This window comes from Colwellia sp. RE-S-Sl-9, from assembly GCF_048296855.1.
In the GTDB taxonomy this organism is placed as follows: Bacteria; Pseudomonadota; Gammaproteobacteria; order Enterobacterales; family Alteromonadaceae; genus Pseudocolwellia.
Window position 1 is genome coordinate 1,193,267 of record NZ_CP182631.1, and the last position, 25,594, is coordinate 1,218,860.

At 35.5% G+C, this 25,594-nt stretch carries 20 protein-coding genes; 4 read left to right on the plus strand and 16 right to left on the minus strand.

The window, feature by feature from the left end:
- Nucleotides 1-12: 12 nt before the first annotated feature.
- From ACM9HF_RS05155 to pnp, 3 genes are all read right to left on the minus strand, one after another.
- The gene (locus ACM9HF_RS05155; RefSeq protein ID WP_473615107.1) at nucleotides 13-1,494 is read right to left on the minus strand and encodes an SEL1-like repeat protein; all 1,482 of its coding nucleotides are present in this window, start codon (nucleotides 1,492-1,494) and stop codon (nucleotides 13-15) included.
- A gap of 59 nt (nucleotides 1,495-1,553) precedes the next feature.
- The gene (nlpI, locus tag ACM9HF_RS05160) at nucleotides 1,554-2,462 is read right to left on the minus strand and encodes a lipoprotein NlpI (protein WP_473615111.1); all 909 of its coding nucleotides are present in this window, start codon (nucleotides 2,460-2,462) and stop codon (nucleotides 1,554-1,556) included.
- A 95-nt stretch (nucleotides 2,463-2,557) separates the two neighbouring features.
- Entirely contained in the window at nucleotides 2,558-4,678 is a 2,121-nt protein-coding gene (gene pnp / locus ACM9HF_RS05165) for a polyribonucleotide nucleotidyltransferase (protein WP_473615114.1), read from the minus strand.
- Nucleotides 4,679-4,986: 308 nt separating this feature from the next.
- Between pnp and ACM9HF_RS05170 the strand changes: the two genes are divergently transcribed.
- Nucleotides 4,987-5,658 carry an alpha/beta hydrolase gene (locus ACM9HF_RS05170; RefSeq protein WP_473615117.1) on the plus strand — a complete coding sequence of 224 codons (672 nt, stop codon included), beginning with the start codon at nucleotides 4,987-4,989 and terminating at the stop codon, nucleotides 5,656-5,658.
- A gap of 61 nt (nucleotides 5,659-5,719) precedes the next feature.
- On the opposite strand, the gene ACM9HF_RS05175 is transcribed toward ACM9HF_RS05170, so the two are convergent.
- The 9 genes from ACM9HF_RS05175 to grxD form a co-directional block, all read right to left on the minus strand.
- Complete coding sequence (locus tag ACM9HF_RS05175) at nucleotides 5,720-6,835, minus strand: GNAT family N-acetyltransferase/peptidase C39 family protein (RefSeq protein WP_473615119.1); 1,116 nt, start codon at nucleotides 6,833-6,835, stop codon at nucleotides 5,720-5,722.
- 204 nt (nucleotides 6,836-7,039) lie between these two features.
- Nucleotides 7,040-8,479, minus strand: a complete 1,440-nt coding sequence (locus ACM9HF_RS05180) for a RimK family ATP-grasp domain-containing protein (protein WP_473615121.1) — start codon at nucleotides 8,477-8,479, stop codon at nucleotides 7,040-7,042.
- 277 nt (nucleotides 8,480-8,756) lie between these two features.
- On the minus strand, nucleotides 8,757-11,012 hold the full coding sequence (locus tag ACM9HF_RS05185; RefSeq protein WP_473615125.1) for an Orn/Lys/Arg family decarboxylase: 2,256 nt from the start codon (nucleotides 11,010-11,012) through the stop codon (nucleotides 8,757-8,759).
- A 55-nt stretch (nucleotides 11,013-11,067) separates the two neighbouring features.
- Nucleotides 11,068-12,348 carry a polyamine export protein PaeA gene (paeA, locus tag ACM9HF_RS05190; protein ID WP_473615129.1) on the minus strand — a complete coding sequence of 427 codons (1,281 nt, stop codon included), beginning with the start codon at nucleotides 12,346-12,348 and terminating at the stop codon, nucleotides 11,068-11,070.
- Nucleotides 12,349-12,528: 180 nt separating this feature from the next.
- Nucleotides 12,529-13,581, minus strand: a complete 1,053-nt coding sequence (locus ACM9HF_RS05195; RefSeq protein WP_473615131.1) for a peptidase M42 — start codon at nucleotides 13,579-13,581, stop codon at nucleotides 12,529-12,531.
- Between the two features lie 55 nt (nucleotides 13,582-13,636).
- Nucleotides 13,637-15,544, minus strand: a complete 1,908-nt coding sequence (gss, locus tag ACM9HF_RS05200; RefSeq protein ID WP_473615134.1) for a bifunctional glutathionylspermidine amidase/synthase — start codon at nucleotides 15,542-15,544, stop codon at nucleotides 13,637-13,639.
- Nucleotides 15,545-15,838: 294 nt separating this feature from the next.
- A complete protein-coding gene (locus ACM9HF_RS05205; RefSeq protein WP_473615137.1) occupies nucleotides 15,839-16,372 on the minus strand; it encodes an Mpo1 family 2-hydroxy fatty acid dioxygenase in 534 nt (177 codons plus the stop codon).
- Between the two features lie 357 nt (nucleotides 16,373-16,729).
- Entirely contained in the window at nucleotides 16,730-17,335 is a 606-nt protein-coding gene (locus ACM9HF_RS05210; RefSeq protein WP_076419170.1) for a peroxiredoxin, read from the minus strand.
- A gap of 110 nt (nucleotides 17,336-17,445) precedes the next feature.
- Nucleotides 17,446-17,784, minus strand: coding sequence for a Grx4 family monothiol glutaredoxin (grxD, locus tag ACM9HF_RS05215; RefSeq protein WP_473615141.1), 339 nt, complete (start codon nucleotides 17,782-17,784; stop codon nucleotides 17,446-17,448).
- Between the two features lie 324 nt (nucleotides 17,785-18,108).
- Between grxD and sodB the strand changes: the two genes are divergently transcribed.
- The gene (sodB, locus tag ACM9HF_RS05220; RefSeq protein WP_473615145.1) at nucleotides 18,109-18,690 is read left to right on the plus strand and encodes a superoxide dismutase [Fe]; all 582 of its coding nucleotides are present in this window, start codon (nucleotides 18,109-18,111) and stop codon (nucleotides 18,688-18,690) included.
- Nucleotides 18,691-18,817: 127 nt separating this feature from the next.
- Here the strand turns inward: sodB and ACM9HF_RS05225 are convergent, their stop codons facing one another.
- Nucleotides 18,818-19,333, minus strand: a complete 516-nt coding sequence (locus ACM9HF_RS05225; RefSeq protein ID WP_473615148.1) for a type II secretion system protein — start codon at nucleotides 19,331-19,333, stop codon at nucleotides 18,818-18,820.
- Between the two features lie 117 nt (nucleotides 19,334-19,450).
- Nucleotides 19,451-20,581: an HDOD domain-containing protein gene (locus ACM9HF_RS05230; RefSeq protein ID WP_473615151.1), complete on the minus strand. Its 1,131-nt coding sequence runs from the start codon at nucleotides 20,579-20,581 to the stop codon at nucleotides 19,451-19,453.
- 442 nt (nucleotides 20,582-21,023) lie between these two features.
- Here ACM9HF_RS05230 and argJ point away from each other — a divergent pair, with 442 nt between their 5' ends.
- Nucleotides 21,024-22,283 (plus strand): bifunctional glutamate N-acetyltransferase/amino-acid acetyltransferase ArgJ, encoded by a 1,260-nt coding sequence (gene argJ, locus ACM9HF_RS05235; RefSeq protein ID WP_473615155.1) that lies wholly within the window; start codon nucleotides 21,024-21,026, stop codon nucleotides 22,281-22,283.
- Nucleotides 22,284-22,348: 65 nt separating this feature from the next.
- Here the strand turns inward: argJ and ACM9HF_RS05240 are convergent, their stop codons facing one another.
- Both ACM9HF_RS05240 and ACM9HF_RS05245 read right to left on the minus strand, forming a co-directional pair.
- A complete protein-coding gene (locus ACM9HF_RS05240; protein WP_473615157.1) occupies nucleotides 22,349-22,546 on the minus strand; it encodes a helix-turn-helix transcriptional regulator in 198 nt (65 codons plus the stop codon).
- On the minus strand, nucleotides 22,543-22,965 hold the full coding sequence (locus ACM9HF_RS05245; RefSeq protein WP_473615161.1) for a hypothetical protein: 423 nt from the start codon (nucleotides 22,963-22,965) through the stop codon (nucleotides 22,543-22,545). Before ACM9HF_RS05245 ends, ACM9HF_RS05240 begins: the two co-directional genes overlap by 4 nt.
- Before the next feature lie 262 nt (nucleotides 22,966-23,227).
- Here ACM9HF_RS05245 and ACM9HF_RS05250 point away from each other — a divergent pair, with 262 nt between their 5' ends.
- Nucleotides 23,228-25,540, plus strand: coding sequence for a beta-galactosidase (locus ACM9HF_RS05250; protein ID WP_473615164.1), 2,313 nt, complete (start codon nucleotides 23,228-23,230; stop codon nucleotides 25,538-25,540).
- The last annotated feature ends 54 nt before the right edge of the window (nucleotides 25,541-25,594 follow it).

Here is a 25,594-nt window from a genome sequence, read left to right on the forward strand (position 1 = left end):
AGCCTAGTTCAACTAATACTCTCCTAATTTAATTTTATTGTATCGCGTTACTTCATTTTTATTTTCAATACTACCTGCTGTATGCATTTCTCGTCTTAATGCTTTATTTAACCACTGCAACCCTAACTGTTCTTTATTATTTTTAAACAAAGACTTAGCTACATTATAGTGGTAACTAGGCATAGAGTACTTATCAATATTTTTATTTAATAACTGTAAATACAATTCAATAAAAGGCTCTTCATAATAACGTAAGTTAGTTTTTATTTTTGTTGGTTTAAACGCTTGTGTACTATTGTTTTGACAAGTTTCAGCTTCAAATAAACCGATTTTTTGCGAATCATTAAATGCGTAACTAACTGGAGTTCCTATTTTCCATTTATTACCTACTCGTTCCATTAATGGTGTTGCTTTATCAATTAAATCAAACCATGGGATCTGCTTTGCTAGTATGGTTAAAACTTCTTTCCTGCTTCCTTCATAATAAGGTTTCAGCACAGAAATATTGTGTGAAAAAATACTTGTCTGTGGTTTTTGACAAATTTTATGATGACTAGATAATGGATACTCATCAACAAATCCTAATAAATGAGAAAGCTCATGAATGAACACATTTTTATCGTCAAGTTCATCTAAATACAAAATACCATTATTAACATTCGCTCCACCTTTATTGAGCATAAGCCCTAAGTAACGTGTATTCACTTCTGGATGTAATTGGCTCCATGCCGTTTCATTGCATTGAATAGCCTTTTCTGTATCGTAGCTACAATTAAGCTGCTCAATTGATATATAACGAGGACGATTAAAACAAAAGTAACGACTTATGGGCTGTTGCTGTACATTGCTAATAAGCGCATCTAACTTATGTAAGTTAGCTAAGTTAGTCGCAAATAATTGAATGCTATTACGACATTGATTTGGATTATTAGCTTGCTGATTGATTAAATGAATATCGTAATTTTTAGATATTTGATATTGTCGAATATCGTTAATCAGTGTGTTTTGCTGTTGTGACTCTATTAAAGGAAGTAGTTCATCTAAAGATTTTAGATCTCCTAAAGTAATGACTACATCAATTAATTTCTCTAAAGCATCGTGATCATACTTTTGTGTTAGTAGTAATGCTTTTGCTGCAATTAATTCGTCTTCTGCAATATAAAGGTCAGCCAACTCTACTAAGGCCTTTTCATGTTTAAGAAAAGCCGCTTGTTTATACCAATAAATAGCTTGAGTTGTGTCATCTTCAAGGTGGTAAATAGTTGCTAAGTCAAACGCTATGCTTTTATCTTTTTCGGCTAAAATTTTAGCTAAATAAAACCATTCATTCGAATGTTCTTCTACCATCAAAAAGCGATATTGAACCGCGTTTCGTATTCCTTTTTTAATAGCATAAGAAACTTCAGCTTCGCTAATATCGTTTAACGCTATTTTACTTTTTATATATTGAGGAAAAAAAAATGAGCCTGACGGTATACTTACCATCAGGCTCACTATTAATACTTTTAGAGTAATTGAAAAGAATTTCACTTTATTTAACAAAGCCAATAAATTTATTCAGGCTCAGTCGTAGTATCAATCTCTAATTTTTCACTGCGCATAAGATCTAATTCTAATTTAGCATAACGATGCTCAACAAATTCAAATACGTTCGTACTTAATGCTAATTTAAAAAAGTTAGCTGCGGCACCTTCTTTACCCAACAGTTGATTATACTTGCCTAGGTAAAAATAAGCTTCGCAAAGCCTATCGCTTAACTCTTTATTGGTACTTATATTAAGTGTTAAATTTTGAATAAACTCAGCTTGTGTTTCCTCACCTAAATAAAGGTTAATAATATTTTTTGCCCAAACGTTATCTGCAACTTCCGCAGAACGTGCGGCAAGATCGGCTTTGGCTTGCACTGCGTCTATTTGATATTCAGCTAAGTATAACCATAATAAACGGTATGGATCATCAGCACGACCATGATGAAATACTTGAAAATCGCTACGTGCTAAATTAGGTCTACCGCCGTAATAAAGTGCAATACCTCTATTTAAGTAGGCGTATTCATGTTCAGGATTTAAATCTAAAGCAGAATCAAATGAATCATAAGCTTGGTTAAATTCTTGTAGCTGAGTAAATTGAATACCAATAAAATTATACGCATCAACTAAATTAGGTTTTAGCTTAAGTGCACGATTAAAATCTAATCGAGCAAGAGAACGAAGCCCTACACTATCGTAGATAACACCACGGTCATAAAATAACTGAGCACGTTGTTCATCAGTAATTTTTGCTCTAAGTATAATGTCACTCAAGCGTAAAATTGCAATTTCACTTTTGTAATTAACAGCAACAGGTTCAGCAATAACTAATTGACCTATTCCGTTACTTTCACTTTTATTGCCATTGATTGCCGCACAACCTTGTGCACACAACACCATACTAATAATTAACAATCTACTTTTTAACAGCACAACATTCTTCCTATAAAACAATTGCTCTCAGTATATAAAAAAGGGAACCAATAGGCTCCCTTTTTTCTTATTTGCTCATTAATTCTTACAAATAATTATTCTGCTTCAGCTGGTGCTTCAGTCGCGGCTGGTTTTTCAGCTGCTTCTTTCATACTTAAACGAACACGGCCTTGACGGTCAACTTCAAGTACTTTAACAGTAACTTCTTGACCTTCTTTTAATACATCACTTACCGCATTAACACGTTCTTCAGAAATTTGTGAAATATGAACTAAACCATCTTTACCAGGTAATACATTAACAAATGCACCAAAATCAACAATACGTACAACTTTACCTTGGTAAATAGTACCTACTTCAATTTCAGCCGTTAATGCTTTAATACGGTTAATTGCATCTTCAGCTTGCTCGCTTGAAGTAGCTGCAATTTTAACTGTACCATCATCTTCAATTTCGATAGTTGTGCCAGTTTCTTCAGTAAGTTGACGAATAGTTGCGCCACCTTTACCGATAACGTCACGGATTTTATCAGTATTAATTTTTAATTTATGAATACGCGGAGCAAATTGTGAAATATCATCACGAGCGCCAGCAATAGCATCATCCATTACACTTAAGATATGAATACGAGCACCTTTCGCTTGGTTAAGCGCAGTTTGCATAATATCTTGAGTAATACCTTCAATTTTAATGTCCATTTGAAGAGCAGTAATACCGTTTTTAGTACCCGCTACTTTAAAGTCCATGTCACCTAAGTGATCTTCATCACCTAAGATATCAGAAAGAACAACGTGGCTGTCACCTTCTTTAACTAGACCCATAGCAATACCCGCTACAGAATCTTTAATTGGAACACCAGCATCCATAAGTGCTAATGAAGTACCACAAACAGAAGCCATTGAAGACGAACCGTTTGATTCAGTAATTTCAGAAACAACACGTACTGCGTACGGGAATTCTTCCATCGTTGGCATAACAGCTAACATACCGCGTTTAGCTAAACGGCCATGACCAATTTCACGACGCTTTGGAGAACCAACAAAACCTGTCTCGCCTACTGAGTAAGGAGGGAAGTTATAATGCAACATGAAGTTGTCAGTTTTCTCACCTAAAATAGTTTCAACACGTTGTGCGTCACGTGCAGTACCTAAAGTAGCGGTTACTAATGCTTGTGTTTCACCACGTGTAAATACAGCTGAACCATGCGTTCTTGGTAATACACCTGTCATAACATCTAGAGCACGGATCATTTCAGGATCACGACCATCAATACGTGGATGACCTTGAGTGATACGACCACGAACTACTGTTTTTTCTAAGTCGTGGAATAAATCTTTAGCTTCTTGAACGTTAAGTTCTGCATCTTCAGCTTCTAACTGTGCAATTACAGCATTTCTGATTTCAGCAACTTTTTCATAACGAACAGCTTTTTCTGTAATTTGGTAAGCTTCATCAACTTGTGCCGTAGCAAGCTCAGCAATTTTAGCTGTTAATGCTTCATTTTTAACAGGAGCAACCCAGTTCCATGAAGGCGTATTTACTTCAGCAGCAAATTCTTTAATAGCATTAATAGCCGTTTGTGATTGCTCATGGCCGTACATTACAGCGCCAAGCATTACATCTTCAGATAAAACGTCAGCTTCTGATTCAACCATAAGTACAGCAGCTTCAGTACCAGCAACAACTAAGTCTAATTGACTTGTTTCTAATTCAGACTGTAATGGGTTAAGAATATATTTACCGTCAGTGTAACCAACGCGAGCCGCACCAACTGGACCATTAAAAGGAGTACCTGAAATAGCTAATGCTGCAGAAGTACCTAATAATGAGATAATGTCTGGTGCAATTTCAGGGTTAGCTGAAACAACAGTGATAATAACTTGAACTTCGTTAGTAAAGCCTTCAGGGAATAACGGACGAATTGGACGGTCAATTAAACGACAGATTAATGTTTCTTCTTCTGAAGGGCGGCCTTCACGTTTGAAGAAACCACCAGGAATTTTACCTGCTGCGTATGTTTTTTCTTGATAGTTAACTGTTAAAGGGAAAAAATCTTGCCCTTCTTTAGCATCTTTTTTAGCAACAACAGACACTAATACACAAGTATCGTCCATGCTTGCCATTACAGCAGCTGTTGCTTGACGAGCGATAGCGCCCGTTTCTAGAGTTACGGTATGTTGACCGTATTGAAATGTTTTTGTAACAGTGTTGAACATATGTTCATTCCTTATTTTTTCGGATTATTTCCAATCTGTACAATTATTTATTCACTTAAGAAGAAAGCGAACTTTCTTTTTAAATTAAGTTGAACAAAAAATTATACAGTTTGGATAATGTAATAATTTTGCAAGAAAATTTGCTGAACCACAAAAATTCGCCCGCACATTATACTAACTAACCACACGATTTCCACAAAGAAAGTGGATTACTTACGGTATATTTTTTTATAGTTATTCTTTTGCATTACTCTTTATACGCTTCAGTTGATATAATTTAATTCTTTTTCAGTAAAAAGTTTAATTATATGACAACACCTTCATTAGAAAGAATTACGGTTGAGCCCAAAGTTAATGCGCAATCGTGCGTTATTTGGTTGCATGGTTTAGGCGATTCAGGTGCAGGTTTTGCCCCTATCGTTCCAGCGCTAAGTTTACCTTCAAATCATAGTATTCGTTTTATTTTCCCTCATGCCCCTGATAGAGCTGTGACCATTAACCAAGGCTATGTGATGAAAGCTTGGTACGACATTAAATCAATGGATCTGCACAACAGAGCAGATATGGAAGGTGTTTTAGAATCAGAAGCTTCTATTCATACACTTATTGACGAACAAATAAGTTCGGGCATTCCCGCTGAAAAAATTATACTTGCTGGTTTTAGCCAAGGTGGTGTTATAAGTTTATTTACTGGCTTGCGCTATTATAAGAAGTTAGCGGGAATTATGGCGCTTTCGTGCTATTTACCTAATGCCGATAAACTGCCTGATAATCTTCATGAAGCCAATAGTAAAACAAACATACTGCAAAATCATGGCGAACAAGATGAAGTGGTTTTAATGTCTGCAGGTAAAATGGCGAATAAATTATTACTTGAGCAAAACTACAACGTAGAGTGGAAATCGTACAATATGCCCCACAGTGTGTTACCAGAACAAATACAAGACATAGCTCAATGGATTAAAAAACGATTAGATTAACCTATACCCTTTACCATCCAATAAATTGCCAACAAGGTTGTTGGCAATTCACCAGCTCTAATTATGCTAAAGAAATAGTTACTGCAGCCCGTAAGCGTTGGCTACCAAAAGAAGCCATTTTATCAAAGTCTTCAATCGCAATAGGCACATATTGGCAATCAATAGCTGTTTGTAAATCTTCATCTAAATCAGGGTCGTGAACAAATAAGCAACGTTCATCAATGCCGGTAACGACCACCCAATGTGGCGATTTTTTCCCGTCAAGACGATAAGTACTAACTAAAATTAACACCGCTTCATTATTCTCTAAGCAGGCTTTAATATCATTGAATGAAATAGACTGCTCCAATAAGTTCACTTTTTCTTGCTGACATTGCGCTAACATTTGTTGATGTACCACAGTCATTATGTGTTTTTTATGCTCAGTTCGCACACCATCAACAAATAAAGGTTGATCGGTATTCAACCATACTTTGCTATTAAAACCTCTTCGCTGTGCTGACAATGCAAGCCCAAAGGGATGACAACCTCCATGACCAGAGGTCATAAAAATGGTGGTCGCCTCACGCCAAAGGTCCAGTTCTAGTGTAAGTGAGCTTTTTATACGGCTATTTAAACTTGTCATTGCCATCATTAAAGAAACAGGACCGCAGGTAAATTCAGTATTTTGCTTGAACCAAGGGGTTAGTTTTTTAATGCCTTTATCACCCATGGAGCGTATGCGTTTTTGCATACGTAAAGCATCAGAGTGATCATCGTAATAATCAACATATTCACCAAAAATACGGTAACCAAACGACTGATATAACGAAATTGCGTTCGTATTTTGTTTAGCAACTTCTAAACGCATGTAGTGGCGCTCATCCGTAGCAGCATGCTTCTCACTATATTCAAGAAGCTTTTTAGCAACCCCTTTACCACGAGCAACAGGTAATATTGCCAATGAATATAAACGCGCTAGCCGTGTTCCTTGGTGTTTTAAAATAAGTGCATAACCCAACATTTCATTTGAATTAGATTTTGCTACCCATAAATCGCTATGAGTAGATAAAATATGATGACGAAAGCTACGCTTACTCATTTGATCATAATTAAAACATGTTTGTTCTAATACGAATAAATCACTGAGATCTGTCAGTATAGCTTGCGATAAAAGAATATTGTTATCGTGTTTCATTAACGGTTCGAGCCTAGTAAACAAGATTGTGAATTCATCAGTTATACCAATTTGATTAAATAAGTGTTCTACTTTTTCATGAGGAAAAATGGATAAATATAAGGCATAAAATTTAGTAACTAGTGATTCTACTTATAAATTTTATAACGCTGTAGTTATTCATTTTAACCATTAAAAATGACCAGTTAATTAATCAACTTGGTATTACTGTCCTCTTTGCTCAAAACGTCTTAAAAACTCAGACATTACCTGCATGTAAAGTTCTTCACCTAAATAAGCATCTTCTACACCGCGATCAATATTAGGGTTATCGTTAACTTCTAGCACGTAAGCTTTACCATCTAATTCTTTAATATCAATACCATATAATCCATTGCCAACAACTGCTGCTGACTTTAAAGCAGCTTGAAGTACATGACGAGGCACTTCAAAGGTTGCTAGTGCATCAAAGCCACCTGAAAAATTACGTGAAGAACTGTGATTGTAAATTTGCCAATGATTTCTTGCCATGTAATAACGACAAGCATATAAAGCACGACCATTTAATACACCAATACGCCAGTCATAATCTGTATATAAATATTCTTGCGCCAATACCAAGGCTGACTCTTTTAAAAGCTCAACAATTAAGCTTTCTAATTCCGGTCGAGATTTAACTTTAAATACACCTTTAGAAAAAGCGCTCTCAGGCATTTTTAATACCATAGGATAACCAAACGTAGCCTCCAGTTGCGCTAAAGTTTCGGTTGAACTATCGCTAATAAACTCAGTTTTTAAGCTGGGGACTTTTTGATAATTAAAAGCATCATGTAAAAACACTTTATTACAGCAACGTAAAATAGAGTCTGGATCATCAATTACAACAATCCCCTGCTCTTCAGCTTCATAAGCTAATCGATAAGTGTGATGATTAATTGCTGTTGCTTCACGAATAAATAAGCCATCGAACTGATTAAGATGTACTAATTCATCTGCGGTAATAATTTGTGCTCTTATACCTAATTTAGCTCCCGCTTTCACAAATCGCTCAAGAGCACCTTTATTGCTAGGAGGCACTTTTTCATTCGGATCAACTAAAATAGCTAAATCCCAACGATATTTTTTATTACTGCGCTGATTACGATATGCAGTACGAGAGCTTTGTTCAACAATTTGTAAACATTGCGCTAACTGCTCTTTGGGTACTTGATTTAAACTTGCTCGCGTAATTTTGACTCGTAAGCCTTTACTTTCAGGGAGTAAAGTTATAGTTAATAATGGTGCAGGAAATTCACGAAAAACTCGCTGAGCAATAGCTTTGTAGTCGCCACCAATAACTTCTCCCATACAAACAAGTAAAGAAACTTCCGTAGCGGCCGAGTTATTAGACGTTAAAAACGCACCTTCAAACCACAAAAATTCACCTTGTGATCGCAATGCATTAATTGTTTTAACACTAGGAAAAACTGAATGTCCTCGAGCTTCAGCTAATAAAGAACAATAGTAGCCTTTACTCAAATAGCGTTCGGTATCGCATAAATTAATAATACGGGTTTTAGATTCGTGTTTTTTGGGGTAATCGTTTAAATAATCGTTAAAGCTTGTCGCATCAATTGAGTGAGTTAACAAAGTTTCGTCATCAACAACAAAAATAGTATTAAACATTGGGTCAATCCATAAGGATGGTGATGCTTGAGCACATCAGGAACTGACGGTTTGGGCACCCCATAAAAAGTACAGGGTTAAAAAGTTGCTAATATTTAGCGTGTAAATAGCGCTTTGTCAATCATATTTAATTGAATGAATTATTAAAGACGTTGGTATAAACAAATCGACAAAAAAGAGCAAATAATATGCTCTTTTTCCTTGTATACCCGTTACCAATCAAGAGGCTATTTCAGAGTGCATCTTGAATAATAACGGGTATATAAAAACACTATACTTAAGCTTTAACAACATCGATATAATAGCCTTCAACTCCATTAACGGTTTCTTTAACTAAGCCGTGAACATCGGTTTCAAAACCCGGTAATTCACTGTTAAAATCTCGAGCAAATTTTAAGTAGCTAATAATAGTTTTGTTAAAACGTTCGCCTGGCACCATTAAAGGAATTCCAGGAGGATAAGGTGTTACCAACATTGCAGTAATACGACCTTCAATGTCATCAATTGAAATACGTTCTATTTCACGGTGTGCCATTTTTGCCCAAGCATCCGCCGGTGTCATGGCCGTTTCAATGTTTGATAAATACATATTATTCGTAATTTTAGCTACGTCGTATTTTTTATACATTGCGTGAATTTTATTACATAAATCTTTTAATCCAATACGTTCATATCTCGGATGTTTTTTAACAAACTCAGGCAATACTCGCCATAGCAGTAAGTTTTGATCGTAATCATCTTTAAATTGCTGTAATTCAGTCACCATAGAATTCCAGCGACCTTTAGTAATTCCGATCGTAAACATAATAAAGAAAGAGTACAGGCCTGTTTTTTCAATAATAATACCGTGCTCTGATAAGTATTTACTTACAATAGCGGCTGGAATACCGCACTCATCAAAGTCACCTTTTACGTTTAAGCCGGGAGTGATAATGGTGGCTTTAATCGGATCAAGCATATTAAAGCCACTTTCTATTTCACCAAAATCATGCCAGCTGTCGCCTTCATGGATCATCCAATCATCTTGTTCGCCAATACCTTCATCAGCAATAGTGTCTGGTCCCCAAACTTTAAACCACCAATCGTCATCACCATAATCTTTATCAACTTTACGCATAGCGCGTCTAAAATCCATGGCTTCAAGTAACGATTCTTCCACTAAAGCATGTCCGCCTGGTGCTTCCATCATGGCAGCGGCAACATCACACGAAGCAATAATAGAGTACTGCGGGCTTGTTGATGAATGCATTAGATAAGATTCATTAAATCGATGAGTATCAAGCTTACGGTTATTAGCGTTTTGTACCAAAATTTGTGACGCTTGCGATAATCCTGCTAGCAACTTATGGGTGGATTGCGTGGAAAAAACTAATGTATCGTCTGAACGTGGTCGATCTGTACCTATAGCATGCATATTCTTATAAAAATCATGGAATGTCGCGTGTGGTAACCATGCTTCATCAAAGTGTAAGGTGTCGATTGTTGAACCTAAAATGTCTTTAATTTGCTCTACGTTATAAACAATACCGTCGTAAGTACTTTGTGTGATCGTTAAAATACGCGGCTTTTTATTTTTAGCATTACGCGCAAAAGGATTAGCCGCAATTTTCTTCTGGATAGATTCAGGGCTAAATTCAGATTTAGGAATAGGTCCAATAATGCCGTAATGATTACGCGTAGGCATTAAAAAGATAGGAATAGCCCCCGTCATAATAATTGAATGTAAAATCGATTTATGACAATTACGGTCAACGACGACAATATCCCCCGGCGCAACGGTTGAATGCCAAACAATTTTATTTGATGTTGATGTACCATTCGTCACAAAAAACAAATGGTCTGAATTAAAAATGCGTGCAGCATTTTGCTCACTGGCGGCAACAGGCCCTGTGTGATCTAATAATTGCCCTAATTCATCCACTGAATTACACACATCGGCACGTAACATGTTTTCACCAAAAAATTGATGAAACATTTGCCCAACAGGACTTTTTAAAAAAGCTACGCCACCCGAATGCCCTGGGCAATGCCATGAGTACGAACTGTCGCTCGCATAATCCATTAGCGCGCTAAAAAATGGCGGTGCTAACGAATCTAAATATTTTTTAGCTTCACGAATAATATGACGCGCCACAAATTCAGGCGTGTCTTCAAACATATGTATAAAACCATGTAATTCACGCAATACATCGTTTGGTATGTGTTGAGATGTTCTCGTTTCACCATACAAGAAAATAGGAATATCAGCATTACGTTTACGCACCGCGGTTATAAATGCACGAATTGAAGCTATTGCCTCATCTACAGCAGCTTCAGAACCATCACCAAATTCTTCGTCATCAATCGACAAAATAAAACTCGATGCACGACTCGCTTGTTGAGCAAAAGCGGTTAAGTCTACATAACTTGTAAAACCAACAACTTCCATTCCTTCGTTGGTTATTGATTCAGCTAAATCACGAATACTTGAACCTGATATATTTTCAGCTCTAAAATCTTCATCAATAACAACAATGGGAAAACGAAATTTCATGCATAGATTCCTTAAAATAATATGTAACCTACATTTAGGTTCGGTAGATATAAATTTAGACTATTTTTGTGACAAGTAGCTTAGTAATTTTAAGGTTATCCATATCAATAACCTCAAAACGATGTTCAGCATAAATCACATGATCCGTTAATGCTGGCAACCTACGTAATTTATACATAATAAAACCGGCTAAGGTTTCGTAATTTTCAGGTTCAGGAAAACCTTCTATATCAAGTGCTTTAGCAACATCAATAATAGAAGTAGCGCCGTCAATTAACCAAGAGCTACTATCGCGTGAAAGTATCTGCTGCTCATCTTGTGAACCTGAAAAACCATCAACAACCACAGAGGTCAATTCTTTTAAGGTAACTATTCCGACGACAAGCGAGTATTCGTTTAACACCACAGCAAAAGTTTCAGCATGATATTTAAAGGCTTCTAATGCTTCAGATAAGCTAAGAGAATCAGGTAAGTACATCACTTTTTTAATGATCATATCTGGTAATATTTCAGCTTCATTTCCCGCTAATACTTGTTTAAGTAAAGCTTTAGATTCAATTAAGCCTACAATAGAATCAAGCCCGTTATCACATACCAAATAAAAATTATGTGGGTGCTCAACAACTTTTGAACTGAGCGAGGCGGTAGATTCATTAACATCAAAAAACACAATATCGTCTCGTAAAGACATAACCGACATTAAACTTCTGTTTTCAAGTTCAAAAACATTACCGATCATTTGATATTCTTGTGAAGCAATTGAACCACTAGCCGCCCCAGCGTCAACAATAGCAACAATATCTTGTGCTGTTATGTTTTCTACGCGATCGATAGGAATACGACATAAGCGCATAATAGAGTCTGAAATTGTGTTGAAAAAAAGTACAAAAGGCTTTAGTAACACCACAAAAAACATCATAGGTTTTACTACGCGCAAAGCCACAGGCTCAGGTAGTGACATACCTATGCGTTTTGGTATTAAGTCAGCAAATAAAATAAATAAACTGGTGACCAATAAAAATGAGCAAGTAAAGCTAATTTGTGGGAGATATTTACCTTGATAAAAGTATGAAATAGACTCTTGAATTAATGGGGTAAAGGCTGCTTCACCAATAATACCGCCTAATATTGCAATAGCATTTAATGCAATTTGAATAACCGCAAAAAAAGCGCCTGATTTAGCTTGTAGTTGAAGGACTAACTTAGCGTTTTCGTTGCCTTCTTCAACCAGTACATTTAGCTTAAGTTGACGAGCTGCTGCTAATGCAATTTCAGCAATAGCAAAAAAAGCACTGGCAACAATAAGAACAAAGATCCAAAAAAAATCATTATTCACTTTATATATTCCACAAAATAAAAATAGAAAACGCTTTAGTTAATAACCAAATGATAGCGGTAGTATTAACTAAAAGTAATTTTAAAAATCATTAAAAACTCGCCATATTTTTGCTTTAAATAGTGTGAGCTTTGAAATTTCGCGGATTTAATCACCAATTTTTAATAAACGCAATCTATATTATTTAATATTTGCAACGAGCTTTAATAATTTTAGAAAAGCCTCTACAGACTCCTTCGAGGCTGACTCTTCCATGGTGTGATAACCTGTTGTAGGTATTTGTATTGTTGTACCGTCAACTAAGCCATTAGAGGCCGCAATAATTCGTCCTAGCTCAGTGCTCCCTAACGAATGAGGTGTTTCTCCAGCCTTTACTAAAAGCTTGTTTTGATTTTCAACATATCTATTTTTATAAGTAAAACTCAAGTTGTTTTGTACACATAAGTCTTCTATATATTTTGTACTTTCACTATTGAAATTTGCGTTCGCGTCTCTTTCTCTTAATACTAATAGTTGCTGGTCAGCTGTTGCTACGGTTGGAAACGGACTGGTATCAACAACAAATAACTTGTTGGTTGAACCTCCAAAACGCCTGAACCATTCAAGTAGGTAACGCCAACTTTTGCCTGCTTCTTCTTGCGCGGTAAAAAATGCTGTGCCTTTAAAGCCATGGCTAAATAAATCAACTAGAGCCGCATTGGTAATCACATTGTCGAGCTGGCCTGAGTATCTACCGTCTTTAAGAATCAACTTATCTCTAAATGCTATCGGCGTTCCTGCTACAACCCCTTCAAGACCATCAACTTCAAAAATTAAATTGTTACGGTTTTCACAAATATACGATTTAGTAATAATACCTTTACCACGATAAACACCTGACCACGGTTCATACGCATAAACTTCAACGGCATTAAAACGCTCGGTTATTTTGGTCATTAACTCTTCAGAAACCGAGTTATTTAATAAATCAGTTCTATTACCTGAAACAAATGCAGCATACTGAAATTCATTAGGCCCAGTACAAATAAGACCATGGCGATCACTATGAGCAGAAAACATAGCACTAAACGGATCGCTGCCTTGTGCAACTAATAAACCTTCGTACCACGTAACTTTAGCGCCACGCTCTTCAAGTTCACGCTGGAGTATACGAAAAAATGAATGCTCGGCACTCACTACACTTGGCTCTCTTATTAAGGTTTTTAATAAATCTAGAAAATCATCATCAAACATTTTTATTTACTCAAGTTGTTATAACTGTATCAATATCATTAAAAAACAATCGCACTTATTCTTGTAAAAACTGTTTATCATTAACAAATTGTAAAGGTAAACAATCGCTGTTTTTATTAATCACTCGCGAGCGATCAACTCTTACACCGCTACCAGAATATACACCTGATACCATAAAAGTTGATACTTGTGTGTAACTACCTTCAACATGAGGTAACGGAAAATATTGCTGATAGATTTTTTCTTGTTCACTAAAGTGCCCGTCTGTTGACTCTACCAACTCTTCATTTTTACTGAATAAAGAAATATTGGCACCACAACGCCCTACAATAGGCTTAGCAACATAGCCCAGCGCTTTTAACTCATCAGATAACTCAAAAGATGAATTAAGTAGTAATGGATGATTAGGAAATAAACTCCACAACACGGGTAAAATCGCTTTATTACTAGGAATAAGTGACCATAACGGCTCAAATACCATGACATTTTTACGAAATAGTACGTCTGATAACCCTATAGTTTTCCCTTTTTGTTGTCCTGGCTCATACACCGTTTGCTCTTTATCAAGGTTTTCACACTCTTGTCTTATTTGATCTAAGGCGGTTTCCCAAGCCCATGTTTTCCATACCCATGAAACTTGCTCGCCGTCTTCATCAATAATATTGTCGTTTTCATCCCATTCGAGGCCATTCAAGCCAATAACAACTTTACTATTTAAACCTGCGGCTCGAATAGCGTCTTGCATAAATAAAGCGTGATATTCTTCTTCAGGGTCGTTATCTCTTAAAATATGAACAACACCTTTAACATGACTTTTTTTCCATGCTTTAACTAAATCTTTAAATAAGTCTTTTCCGCCATTTTCGTCGTCGTTAAGTTTATGGTGATTAAACCATTTACCTTGCACTTTACCTGTTTCCATATAACAAGAGGCTGAATCACAGTTGTATTCGTATACCTTTAGCCCGTCTTCAGTTAAAGCAAAATCGAAACGACTTGTGATCACTTCATTCAAGCGGTTATCCCAAGATTGACGTATTTTAGGCAAAATCGCATTCGGTAAATTAAACTGACTTAGCAGTTCATCATTCGATAACACGTACTCGGTTGCATGCATAAATAAGCCATGCAGTTCGTTACTGGCATTTTCTAACGTATGTTGTGTAGTTTTTGACAAAATAAGGTATCTGTTTTGCTCTTCCACTACATCAGACAGGAAATGTCCTCCCATCGCTTTTACAAAAGCCGCTTCATCATTATTGGCAATATTGAGCCAAGATTTTTTCTTAGACTCAGCAATATCAATACGCCTACTTTTTACTTTATTTAATTCAATATTTTTGCCTACCGTTGGTTCAGCAAAGGTTTGGTCATCTGTTTGAATCATCCATCCTAAAATTTCAGCATCACCATAAGAACAAGTTATCCAATACTCGCCATCTTCATTGATAACAGCTTTAAGTTCTCGGGCATAATTATGTCCTTCAGGCCAAAGCGCATGCCCTACATTTTGTTCAGCAATACGAATATATTCAGAAGTAACTTCTGTAACAATAGCAACGTGGCCAGTGTCTTCAAACTCACCACCCTCTTTCCAAATTAATAAACACCCAATACTTGGGTGTCTCTGACTACCGTTAGCAAAAGCATTTAACGGTAATTCAACATTAGCGGTTACGTCGCGAACACTACGTAGTTCAAAAATATCATAAGCCATGGCAACATCATTAAAGATCAAGCCTTGGTTGATATACATCCAGCGTCGTGCAAATTCAACACATTGCCACTTATACCCCATATACACACCGTTATAATAACTACGGTAAGCACTGCGATTAGGGTAATCAACATCTGATGCGGTTTTATAATCAGATGAATAAACAGGCACATTGCCCAAGGCATGTCCTAATAAAGTACCAAACGCTTCAACCTTTTTATCAAAAAGCTTGTTGGAATATGTCATGAAAAGTGATCACTATAGGTGTGTGTAAAATAAATTTTTAAGTTATTAAACCTAAAAACAGTATTTCTATACTCAATTTATTAAAAGAATATTAATAAAGACTCTGTTTTATTGAGTACGTAGATTTAATAAGCGTTTTAATGCAGTTTGATAAAAAACACAATATTTATTTACATAAAACTGATAATAATTAAATAAGATATTGTTTGATGATTATTTAAAGAAAAAACCTTTAAGTGAGGTGACTTAAAGGTTTTTATTATTTTACGAAAGGGTTAACGCTATTGAAAGAAACTAGCCATGACTTGGGTTATTTAATTTTCGTCTTTTAGTAACCGCCATAGGCGTAATAGTGTCTTCTAATGTTTTCTCCCATCCTAATAAAAAATAGATCTCAGCCATTAAAAATAAAGGTGCAATAAGAAACTGACCCAAATCGTCAATAAATGCAGGTTTAGCTTTTTCGTAATAATGCCCAATAAACTGAAGTACCCAACCAACAACAAATACCACTAAAGCTATATATAATGCGTATTCATGATCAACAAAAAAACTCACTAAATATAAATTTATCGCACTATAAAACACCATAGCTATGGCCAATTTAACGTGCAAAATAAAATAATAGATAAGTGAAACCGCGAAAAAAACATAAGCAGGCGTGTATGTAAAACTGATATTGGCAAGGTCAAACTGATAAACGTTTAAGCTCAGAAACAAGGTTAATGCCCATATAATTAAAGGCACACCAATAAAATGGGTTTTAATATTAGTTTTATTAAAATGTGAACTTTTGTATTGAGATAATTGCTCTTCAATATTTTTCATATAATGGTCTTATTTATGTGGTTACTCCATTTTCATCATGACAATAAATAAGAGCAATGTAAACAAGTCAGACCAGAAGAAATAATTATTGAATAAAACGGTTTTATAATAAAAAGGCATTACATGAATAAATTTCAACATTAGAAAACAATGAGCGTGTTCTTTTAATAGTATTTATTTATATTTATCATTTTTTATATATAAATCAGTAGATTAAAAAGCCCATCATCCCGAGTTCGGGTTAAAGTAGAAATCTTAATAAAGTAGTAAAAACAAGATATAAAAAATGCCAATCAGTTAACCTGATTGGCATTAAACTTTATGTAACGCTTATTTAAATAGTGTTGTTAAACAATATTATAATTTGTCAGCATTATCAGATAAGTATGCAGCAACACCGTCTGGAGAAGCAGTCATACCTTTATCACCTTTGTTCCAGCCTGCAGGACAAACTTCACCGTGGTCTTGGTGGAATTGTAATGCATCAACCATACGTAACATTTCATCTACGTTACGGCCTAATGGTAAATCGTTAACTACTTGATGACGTACGTTACCTTCTTCATCAATTAAGAAAGAACCACGGAAAGCTACGCCAGCATCTGGATGCTCAACATCGTATGCTTGACAGATAGTGTGCTTAGTATCAGCAACTAATGTGTATTGTACTGGACCAATACCACCTTCGTTTACTGGTGTGTTTCTCCATGCATTGTGAGAAAATTGTGAATCAATAGAAACACCAATAACTTCAACACCACGGCTTTTGAATTCTTCAATACGGTGATCAAAAGCTAATAATTCTGAAGGACAAACAAATGTGAAATCTAAAGGATAGAAAAATACTACAGCTTTTTTACCTTTAATTGCTTCAGATAAAGTAAAGCTATCTACAATTTCACCAGTACCTAATACTGCTGCTGCTGTAAAATCCGGTGCTGGACGACCAACTAATACACTCATTTTATTCTCCTAATATATAAGTTTATAAAACCTTAAAGGCTAAATTATTTAATTAACACTAACCATTATTGTGACTAACATTTATATTTCAATACTCTTTGAAAAAGAAATTATGCTTCTTTTTCAGAATTATTTTTTGCTGCTGATGCTTTAACCAAAGTTTGTAGCTCACCTTGTTGAAACATTTCAATAATAATGTCACATCCGCCCACAAGCTCACCATCAACCCATAATTGTGGAAATGTAGGCCAATCAGCATATTTAGGTAATTCGGCTCTAATTTCTGGATCTTGTAAAATATCTACGTAAGCAAATTTTTCTTCACATGAAATAAGTGCTTGAGACGCTTGAGAAGAAAAGCCACAACTAGGAAGCTTAGGCGAACCTTTCATGTAAAGTATGATTGAATTTTCTGAAATTTGCTGTTTAATACGTTCGATCGTATCCATGGTAACCTCTATATTTAATTAACTTAACTGTATTATATACCCAAAGCACCTATGTAGTACTGAGTCATGAATATTAAAAGTGACTTGGGTATAACATGGAGGCAAAGTACAGATATACAATGCCATTCCTTCTTACAAACAAAATAGTTATATATTAAAACTTACTAACCTTGATAAAATCAATGTTAATCCCTATATATTGGGTTAAACTAAGTAAGCTTTATAAATACCCGAGTAGTTTACTAGGTTTATAATAAAAACAAACTAATTCTTTAATATATTCTATAAGAATATATATTTTTAATTACTTTTCAGGAGATAAAAATGGCTATTGAATTACCAGCATTACCCTATGCTATGGATGCGTTAGCACCACACATTTCACAAGAAACTTTAGAATTTCATTACGGTAAGCATCACAACACTTACGTTGTTAAGCTTAACGGATTAATTGAAGGTACTGACTTTGAAGGTAAATCTCTTGAAGATATCATTAAAACATCTTCAGCAGGCGTATTTAACAACGCAGCACAAATTTGGAACCACACGTTTTACTGGAACAGCTTAAGCCCTAACGGCGGCGGCGAACCTACTGGTGCTCTAGCTGACGCTATTACAGCTAGCTTTGGTTCTTTTGCTGAATTTAAAGCAAAATTCACAGACAGTGCAATTAACAACTTTGGTTCAAGCTGGACTTGGTTAGTTAAAAACGCTGATGGTTCTTTAGCAATCGTTAATACATCTAACGCTGCTACACCATTAACTGACGAAGGTGTTACACCTGTTATCACTGTAGATTTATGGGAACATGCATACTACATTGATTACCGTAACTTACGTCCTAGCTACATGGATGCTTTTTGGGCATTAGCTAACTGGGAATTTGCTTCAGCTAACTTTGCTTAATTTTTATAAATTAAAGTAAGTTGCTGGATCTGAATTTAAAAAGCCTTTGATTTTATCAAAGGCTTTTTTGTTTTTGTCACGCTTATATTGAGTTCCAGTTACGTTACTTAACCTGAGTTCGGGTTAATTAACAACCTGAATCAATAAACGCTACGACTGGCGCTACACCAGCACTTGTTGAACCTGTATAAGTAATATAGCAGTTACTCGCTAATATATTGACTGTGTTTACATATTGTCCTTTTGTTTTACCTAGTGTCGCTGTAGTGATAAAAAATATATTGTTACTACCATTTCCCGACCAAGTCCAATCATCACCAGATATATCTAATGCTTTTACAATACCCTCAGATCTATGCGCATTAGGGTACCCATATTTAATCGCTATATCGTCAGTTCCATCTCCATCTAAATCAATATTATCGGCAGCCTCATTCTGCTTACCTTGTACTATTGATTTTGTATAAACAAGTTTAGCTGCAGAAGCCATAGAACCTGATAATGATTTAAGTACTGATTCATTAGCATCGCCAGTTAAATCAATAAACTTAGGTGCCGCAGTCGCCGCTAAAATACCTAAAATAACAATAACAACAACTAACTCAATTAGCGTAAAACCATTTTTATTCATTTCGTGTTTCATTCGTTGTACTTCTCTATATATCCACTTGATAACAGTATAGAAGCTTTATTATAAAGAATACAGTATGTGATTTATCGTCTAATCACTCATCTAAAATCAAATTAAAAAATATGCTATTTAAAGCGCATTTACTTTTCTGATAAACATGGCATCTTTGAAGAGGACATTAATGTGTTGAAGCCCCGATAAATTAATTTTATTTTGGAGATAATAAAATTCAATAGGGTCATCATCACGTGAACCTAAACCACTGATATATGAAATATCTTTAATATCATTAAAAGCAACAAAATCCCCAAAACGACAAGCTATATAACAAAGTAAATTATTTTGTATCTCTTCGGTACTCACATCATCACCTAAACTCCCATTACATAACATTAATAAACTATTACCAATACCATTGATGAGAGAATCAGGGAGTGTCCACTCTTGAGCCATAATTTTACCAACAATAGCAGAGTTAAAGCCGTAAGACACCTGTGCTTTTTTCACTCTTTCATACAATGAATTTGACAATAAATAATCATCCGACAATTGCGGTTCATTAGATAACATAGCCATATCACCCAAATAACATAATAAACACCGTGTAGATAATTCAGCAGCGTTTTCTTTACCCAGCTCTTTAGCTAACAGTAAACAAAATGCACTTGCCATATAACTCGCTGTCGATAATTTTTGATATGCTTTTTCTTGTTGAGGAGTGTTAAATTTTATTACATCTTGTAATGTGATCTGCGCAATAATATTTTTAATTCCATTGACCCCCATAAAATTAATCGCATGCTGTATGCTTGTTATAGGTGTTCTTAATGCAAAAAGAGGAGAGTTAACAACATTTAATATTTTAGCCGTCATTTTAGGATCTGTTTTTATCAAATCAAATAGTTCGTTAGGTTCAAAGCCTCCTTTAATCAAGGTTAATAATATAGGATTAGGCTTCTTAAAGGTTTTTGCAATACGAGTGACTTCAAGCGTTTTTTCTTGGTTCAGATCACTAGCAAGGTTTACATTAAAATCAAAAAAACCATCAGGCATTTCACGAGTATTTTGAAGAACGCTCGAACTATCATTTGTAAATTGAGTTTTATTTACACTTTCAGGGAAGCTCTTTATATGCTGGTTTTTAAAGTTTCGACTATTACTTTTTGACACTTTATAAACAGGTTTCTTATTGTTCCCCCTAAAAAAAACAAAATACAAAACGATTAAAACTATCAATAACATAATGATTTTAAAAGACATAAAGCACCTAAAAAATTAATCCATAATATAATTAAATATATATTAACGATTAACTCACCAGATAACCACGTAAATATATAGCTAACCTCACTCGGGGTAATGAATGTTAGTGAATTAATTAAAAGCTTTATTTATCAAGTGATTGATGTGTATTGTTGTTTTCCTAAGCGATATTAGTCTCTCAACATTAATATTTTTGTGTATAACAAGGCGAATTTTTCTATCTATTAGTAATAAATTCAACGAAGTTAGGCGCAAAAATAGCTGCTAGAACAGCATTTATTAAGCCGAGTTAAGGTTGTTTAATACACAATATAAAAGTTCTGAAGTTATCTGATGATTTTTCGCAGGTATTTGTAAATAGTGAATCTATTTGTTTTGCATAAAAAATCATAAAAGCGTAATATTTATTTACTTTTATTTTTGTATTGTTATAGATGTTATGCCTGTTAATTTACCTGAACTTATTCCCGCGTCACTTACTCCCATTGAAGGCATCCGCCTAGGTTGGGCTGAATCAAATATTAAAAAACTAAATCGTAAAGACTTACTGATTATTGAAATTGCCGATAACAGTTCTGTATCCGGTGTTTTTACACAAAACCGCTTTTGTGCAGCGCCCGTTACCTTATGTAAAAAACATTTAACGGCTGTAAAAAACAAACAAGTCGCCAGTATTAAAGCCTTGGTAATAAATACCGGAAATGCTAATGCAGGCACAGGTGAGCAAGGCATGTTAGATGCAATGACTACTTGTCAGCATTTAGCTGAAACGATGAATATTCCTGTAGAATCTATATTACCTTTTTCAACAGGCGTTATTTTAGAACACCTACCGATGAATAAATTATTAGCCGGTTTACCGCTTGCTATAGCAAATTTAAAGAGCGATAACTGGGCCGATGCTGCTACAACCATTATGACCACAGATGTTGCTCCCAAAGCCTATTCTACTCAAGTACAAATAGGTAGCGAACAAGTAACGATTACAGGAATATCTAAGGGTGCTGGCATGATCCACCCTAATATGGCCACCATGTTAGGTTACGTAGCAACCGATGCCAATATAACTCAATCGTTATTAGACGAAATTACAAAAGAAGTCGCCGACTTATCGTTTAACTGTATTTCTGTTGACGGTGACACATCAACCAACGACTCATTTATCGTTATCGCTACAGGAAAAAGTAGTGCTCCTGCTATTACTAGTCGTGAAGATGCTGGCTTTAAGGAAGTATTTAATGCTCTACTTGAAACCTCGCAGTATTTAGCTAAAGCCATCATACGAGATGGTGAAGGTGCCACTAAATTTATAACTGTAACCGTTAACGGTGCCTTAAGTATTGAAGAAGCCAAAACAATCGGGTTTTCTATTGGTAAAAGCCCGCTGGTTAAAACAGCCATGTTTGCGTCAGATCCAAACTTAGGGCGTGTACTCGCTGCTATAGGTTACGCTTCACGCGAATGTAAATCGCTAGAAGACTTAGACACAGCACAACTAGAATTATATTTTGGTGACACATTAGTCGCTGAAAAAGGTGGTCGCGCCGCTAGTTACAAAGAAGAAGTAGGCCAAGCTATTATGAACGAAGCTGAAATAGATATTACGGTAGAACTTCATCGTGGCAATGAAAGCGCAACTATTTGGACATGTGATTTTAGCTACGATTACGTAAAAATTAATGCTGAATATAGAACGTAAATAGTTAGCGTTAATTACTCCGCTCTTCGTGTTACACAACCTACTTGTAAACAGGTTGTGTAATACTATTTCGTTTCGTCTTGAAATATTTCCTCAATTACCATTCCAAATAATCGAGATATTTTAAAAGCGAGCGGTAAACTAGGATCAAACTTTCCTTTTTCGATCGCATTAATCGTTTGCCTAGAGACCTCTAATTTTTCAGCTAAATTTGCTTGTGTCCAATTCAATTCAGCACGAAGAGCCTTTAACCTATTCTTCATTTGTATTTCACTCGTCCTACAACAATACCAATCATATAGCTAAGGCTTAGTATCATAATTAAGTGAAATGTCTTAGCCTCACCAATAATACCTCCCCTAGCAAGAATAGATAAACTAGCAAAGCTAACGATTGTAACCCCAACCGATAAAGCTAATGCGTCAAGTTGGATTTTTCTTTCCATTTCATCGAGGTAAATTAGGAAATACTTGTACGATAAAACAAGTTTAATTCCAACAGCAAGATTCACTATAAAGCACATGATAGCCGTTGCAGTATTAAACCATTCTACGGTTGTTAAATACGTGAACATACCTAAACTCAGCGTCCATAATATAGCCCAAACATTAGCTCTCATAGAGTTTTTAAGATCACGTTTTGGTAGCCCCTTACCCATAATACAATTAATCATGTCTTTCATATTGCGCCCCTTAATGTAAAGCAAACTTGACTTTAAGATAAAACAAACCAAACAAAAAGTAAAGTGAACTTTACTTTTTTTAAAACTGCTAGATATCAATAATTGTATTTGAGATTTCCTCTAGATGTTGATATTTGCATTTAAATTTATTGCCAAATAATCAAGCTACGTGGTAGATTGTCAACTTTCACCAATAAACAAATAAATTTACTAGTGATACACCGCTATAGATTTACCCAATAAGCTGATTAGGTTAATAAGCATGAAAAACACAACAATGTATTCCGTATTTTTACCCATGTCTCTATTATTAGGGGCTTGTGGTAACGATAAAACAACAGAGGTTACCAACACAGTATCTCCGACTAGTGATGTATTAATTGCAGACTTCGAACAAAATATTCCATCATGGGTAAGCAGTGAAAATGCTGTAATAAAGCAAATATCAAATAGTGGCGTAACAAAAGGTAAGCAAGCTCTTAACATTGATTTTGATTCCACAGAGCAAAAAGCATCAGTAACTTTACAGCCAGAAAAGCCTTGGGACTGGAGTCAACTTAATGCTTTTAATTTAGCAACTGATATCACTAACCCTAGCGATGTATCCGTACACCTTTATTTAACCGTTAAAGATAACAGCGGCTGGTTTCATAGACGTAGCGTTAGTATTCCTGCTCACTCTAGCGGAACATACTATGCAGAATTGAAGGGTGAACAATTAGAGTTTGATAGCGGTTTACGTGAAGATCCACCAGCATGGACGTCAACTGATCAAAAAATGTTTTGGCAAAATGGCCGAAAAAAACTACAACTTGAAAATATTGTTAGCATTACTTACAACGTAGACACGATGAATGAAGATAAAAGCTTGATCATCGACAATGTAAGATTAAGAGAAAACCCTGAAATTGACCCTAGCTATTTAGTTGGTATAACTGACAAGTTCGGTCAAAACGCTAAAATAGATTTTCCTAACAAAGTAAAATCTGAGGAACAGTTAAAAGCACTAGCTGATGCTGAATTAGCGACATTAGAAAAAGAAGGCCCTATGGCCGATCGCTCTAAATTTGGTGGTTGGAAAAGCGGACCTAAGCTAGAAGGTACAGGCTACTTTAGAACTGAAAAAGTTGATGGTAAATGGGCCATGGTAGATCCTGAAGGTTACTTATTTTTCTCTTCAGCCTTAGCCAATATCCGTATTGCTAATACCACTACAACTACAGGTGTTGATTTTAAAGACGATTCGGTTAGATATATCGATCCAAACGATGTAACGCCTGAAGACTCTTTAGGTATTCGCCCAGTATCAAAAGAAGCACAAAAAACACGTTATATTTCATCAGACGTTCGTCATAACTTATTTACTTGGTTACCTAGCTACGACGATGAATTGGCTAACCATTACAGTTACCGACGTTCTGTACATCGTGGCCCTATTCACCATGGTGAAACCTTCAGCTTTTACCAAGCTAATTTAGAAAGACGCTATGGTGAAACTTATCCCGATTCGTACAATGAAAAATGGCGAGATGTTACCATTAAACGTTTTAAAAACTGGGGATTTACTTCTACTGGTAACTGGACTGGTGCCGAATTTTATCAAATGGATCGCATCCCTTATTTTGCTAATGGCTGGATAATTGGTGACTTTAAAACCGTTTCTTCAGGCCATGATGTTTGGTCACCCATGCCAGATCCATTCGATCCTGAATTTAAACACAGAGCAGAGCTAACTACTCAAGTTATTGCTGAAGAAGTAAAAAACAACCCTTGGTGTATAGGTGTTTTTGTTGATAACGAAAAAAGCTGGGGTAATATAAGCACTAAACGTGGTCACTACGGCATAGTTATTCATACCTTATCAATTGAAGATAAAGACAGCCCAACTAAAAATGAATTTAATCGTTTATTAAAAGAAAAATACACCTCTATTGAATCTCTTAATACCGCTTGGAATACAAAGCTTGATTCATGGGAAACACTCAGCAATGGTTATAAAGTAGGTGATTTAACCGATGAGATGATTGCTGATTTTTCAACGTTATTAGAAGCTTACGCAACTCAATACTTTAAAATTGTACACAACGCATTAGAAAAAGTATTACCTAATCATATGTACATGGGCGTTCGTATGGCGCATTGGGGGATGACACCTGAAGCTGTAAAAGCGGCTAAAAAGTACGTTAACGTAATGAGCTACAACTATTACAAAGAAGGCCTACACGAAAAAGCATGGGAATTTTTAGCTGAAACCGATATGCCCAGTATTATTGGTGAATACCATATTGGCGCAACAAGCGATACCGGCTTATATCACCCTGGTTTAATACTCGCTTCAGATCAACAAGACAGAGCGCGTATGTACAAAGAATATATGAGAACCGTAGTAGACAATCCGTACTTTGTTGGCGCACATTGGTTTCAATACATTGATTCACCGCTTACAGGTAGAGCTTACGATGGCGAAAACTACAACGTAGGGTTTGTTACTATTGCCGATGTTCCATACAAAGCTATGGTAGATGCCACTAAAGAAATAAACAGCGAACTTTACCAACGACGATTTGGTAAGTAATACTCGCTGCATATAAGTAATAAAAACAATCATCAAGGTAATGTTACCCCAAAG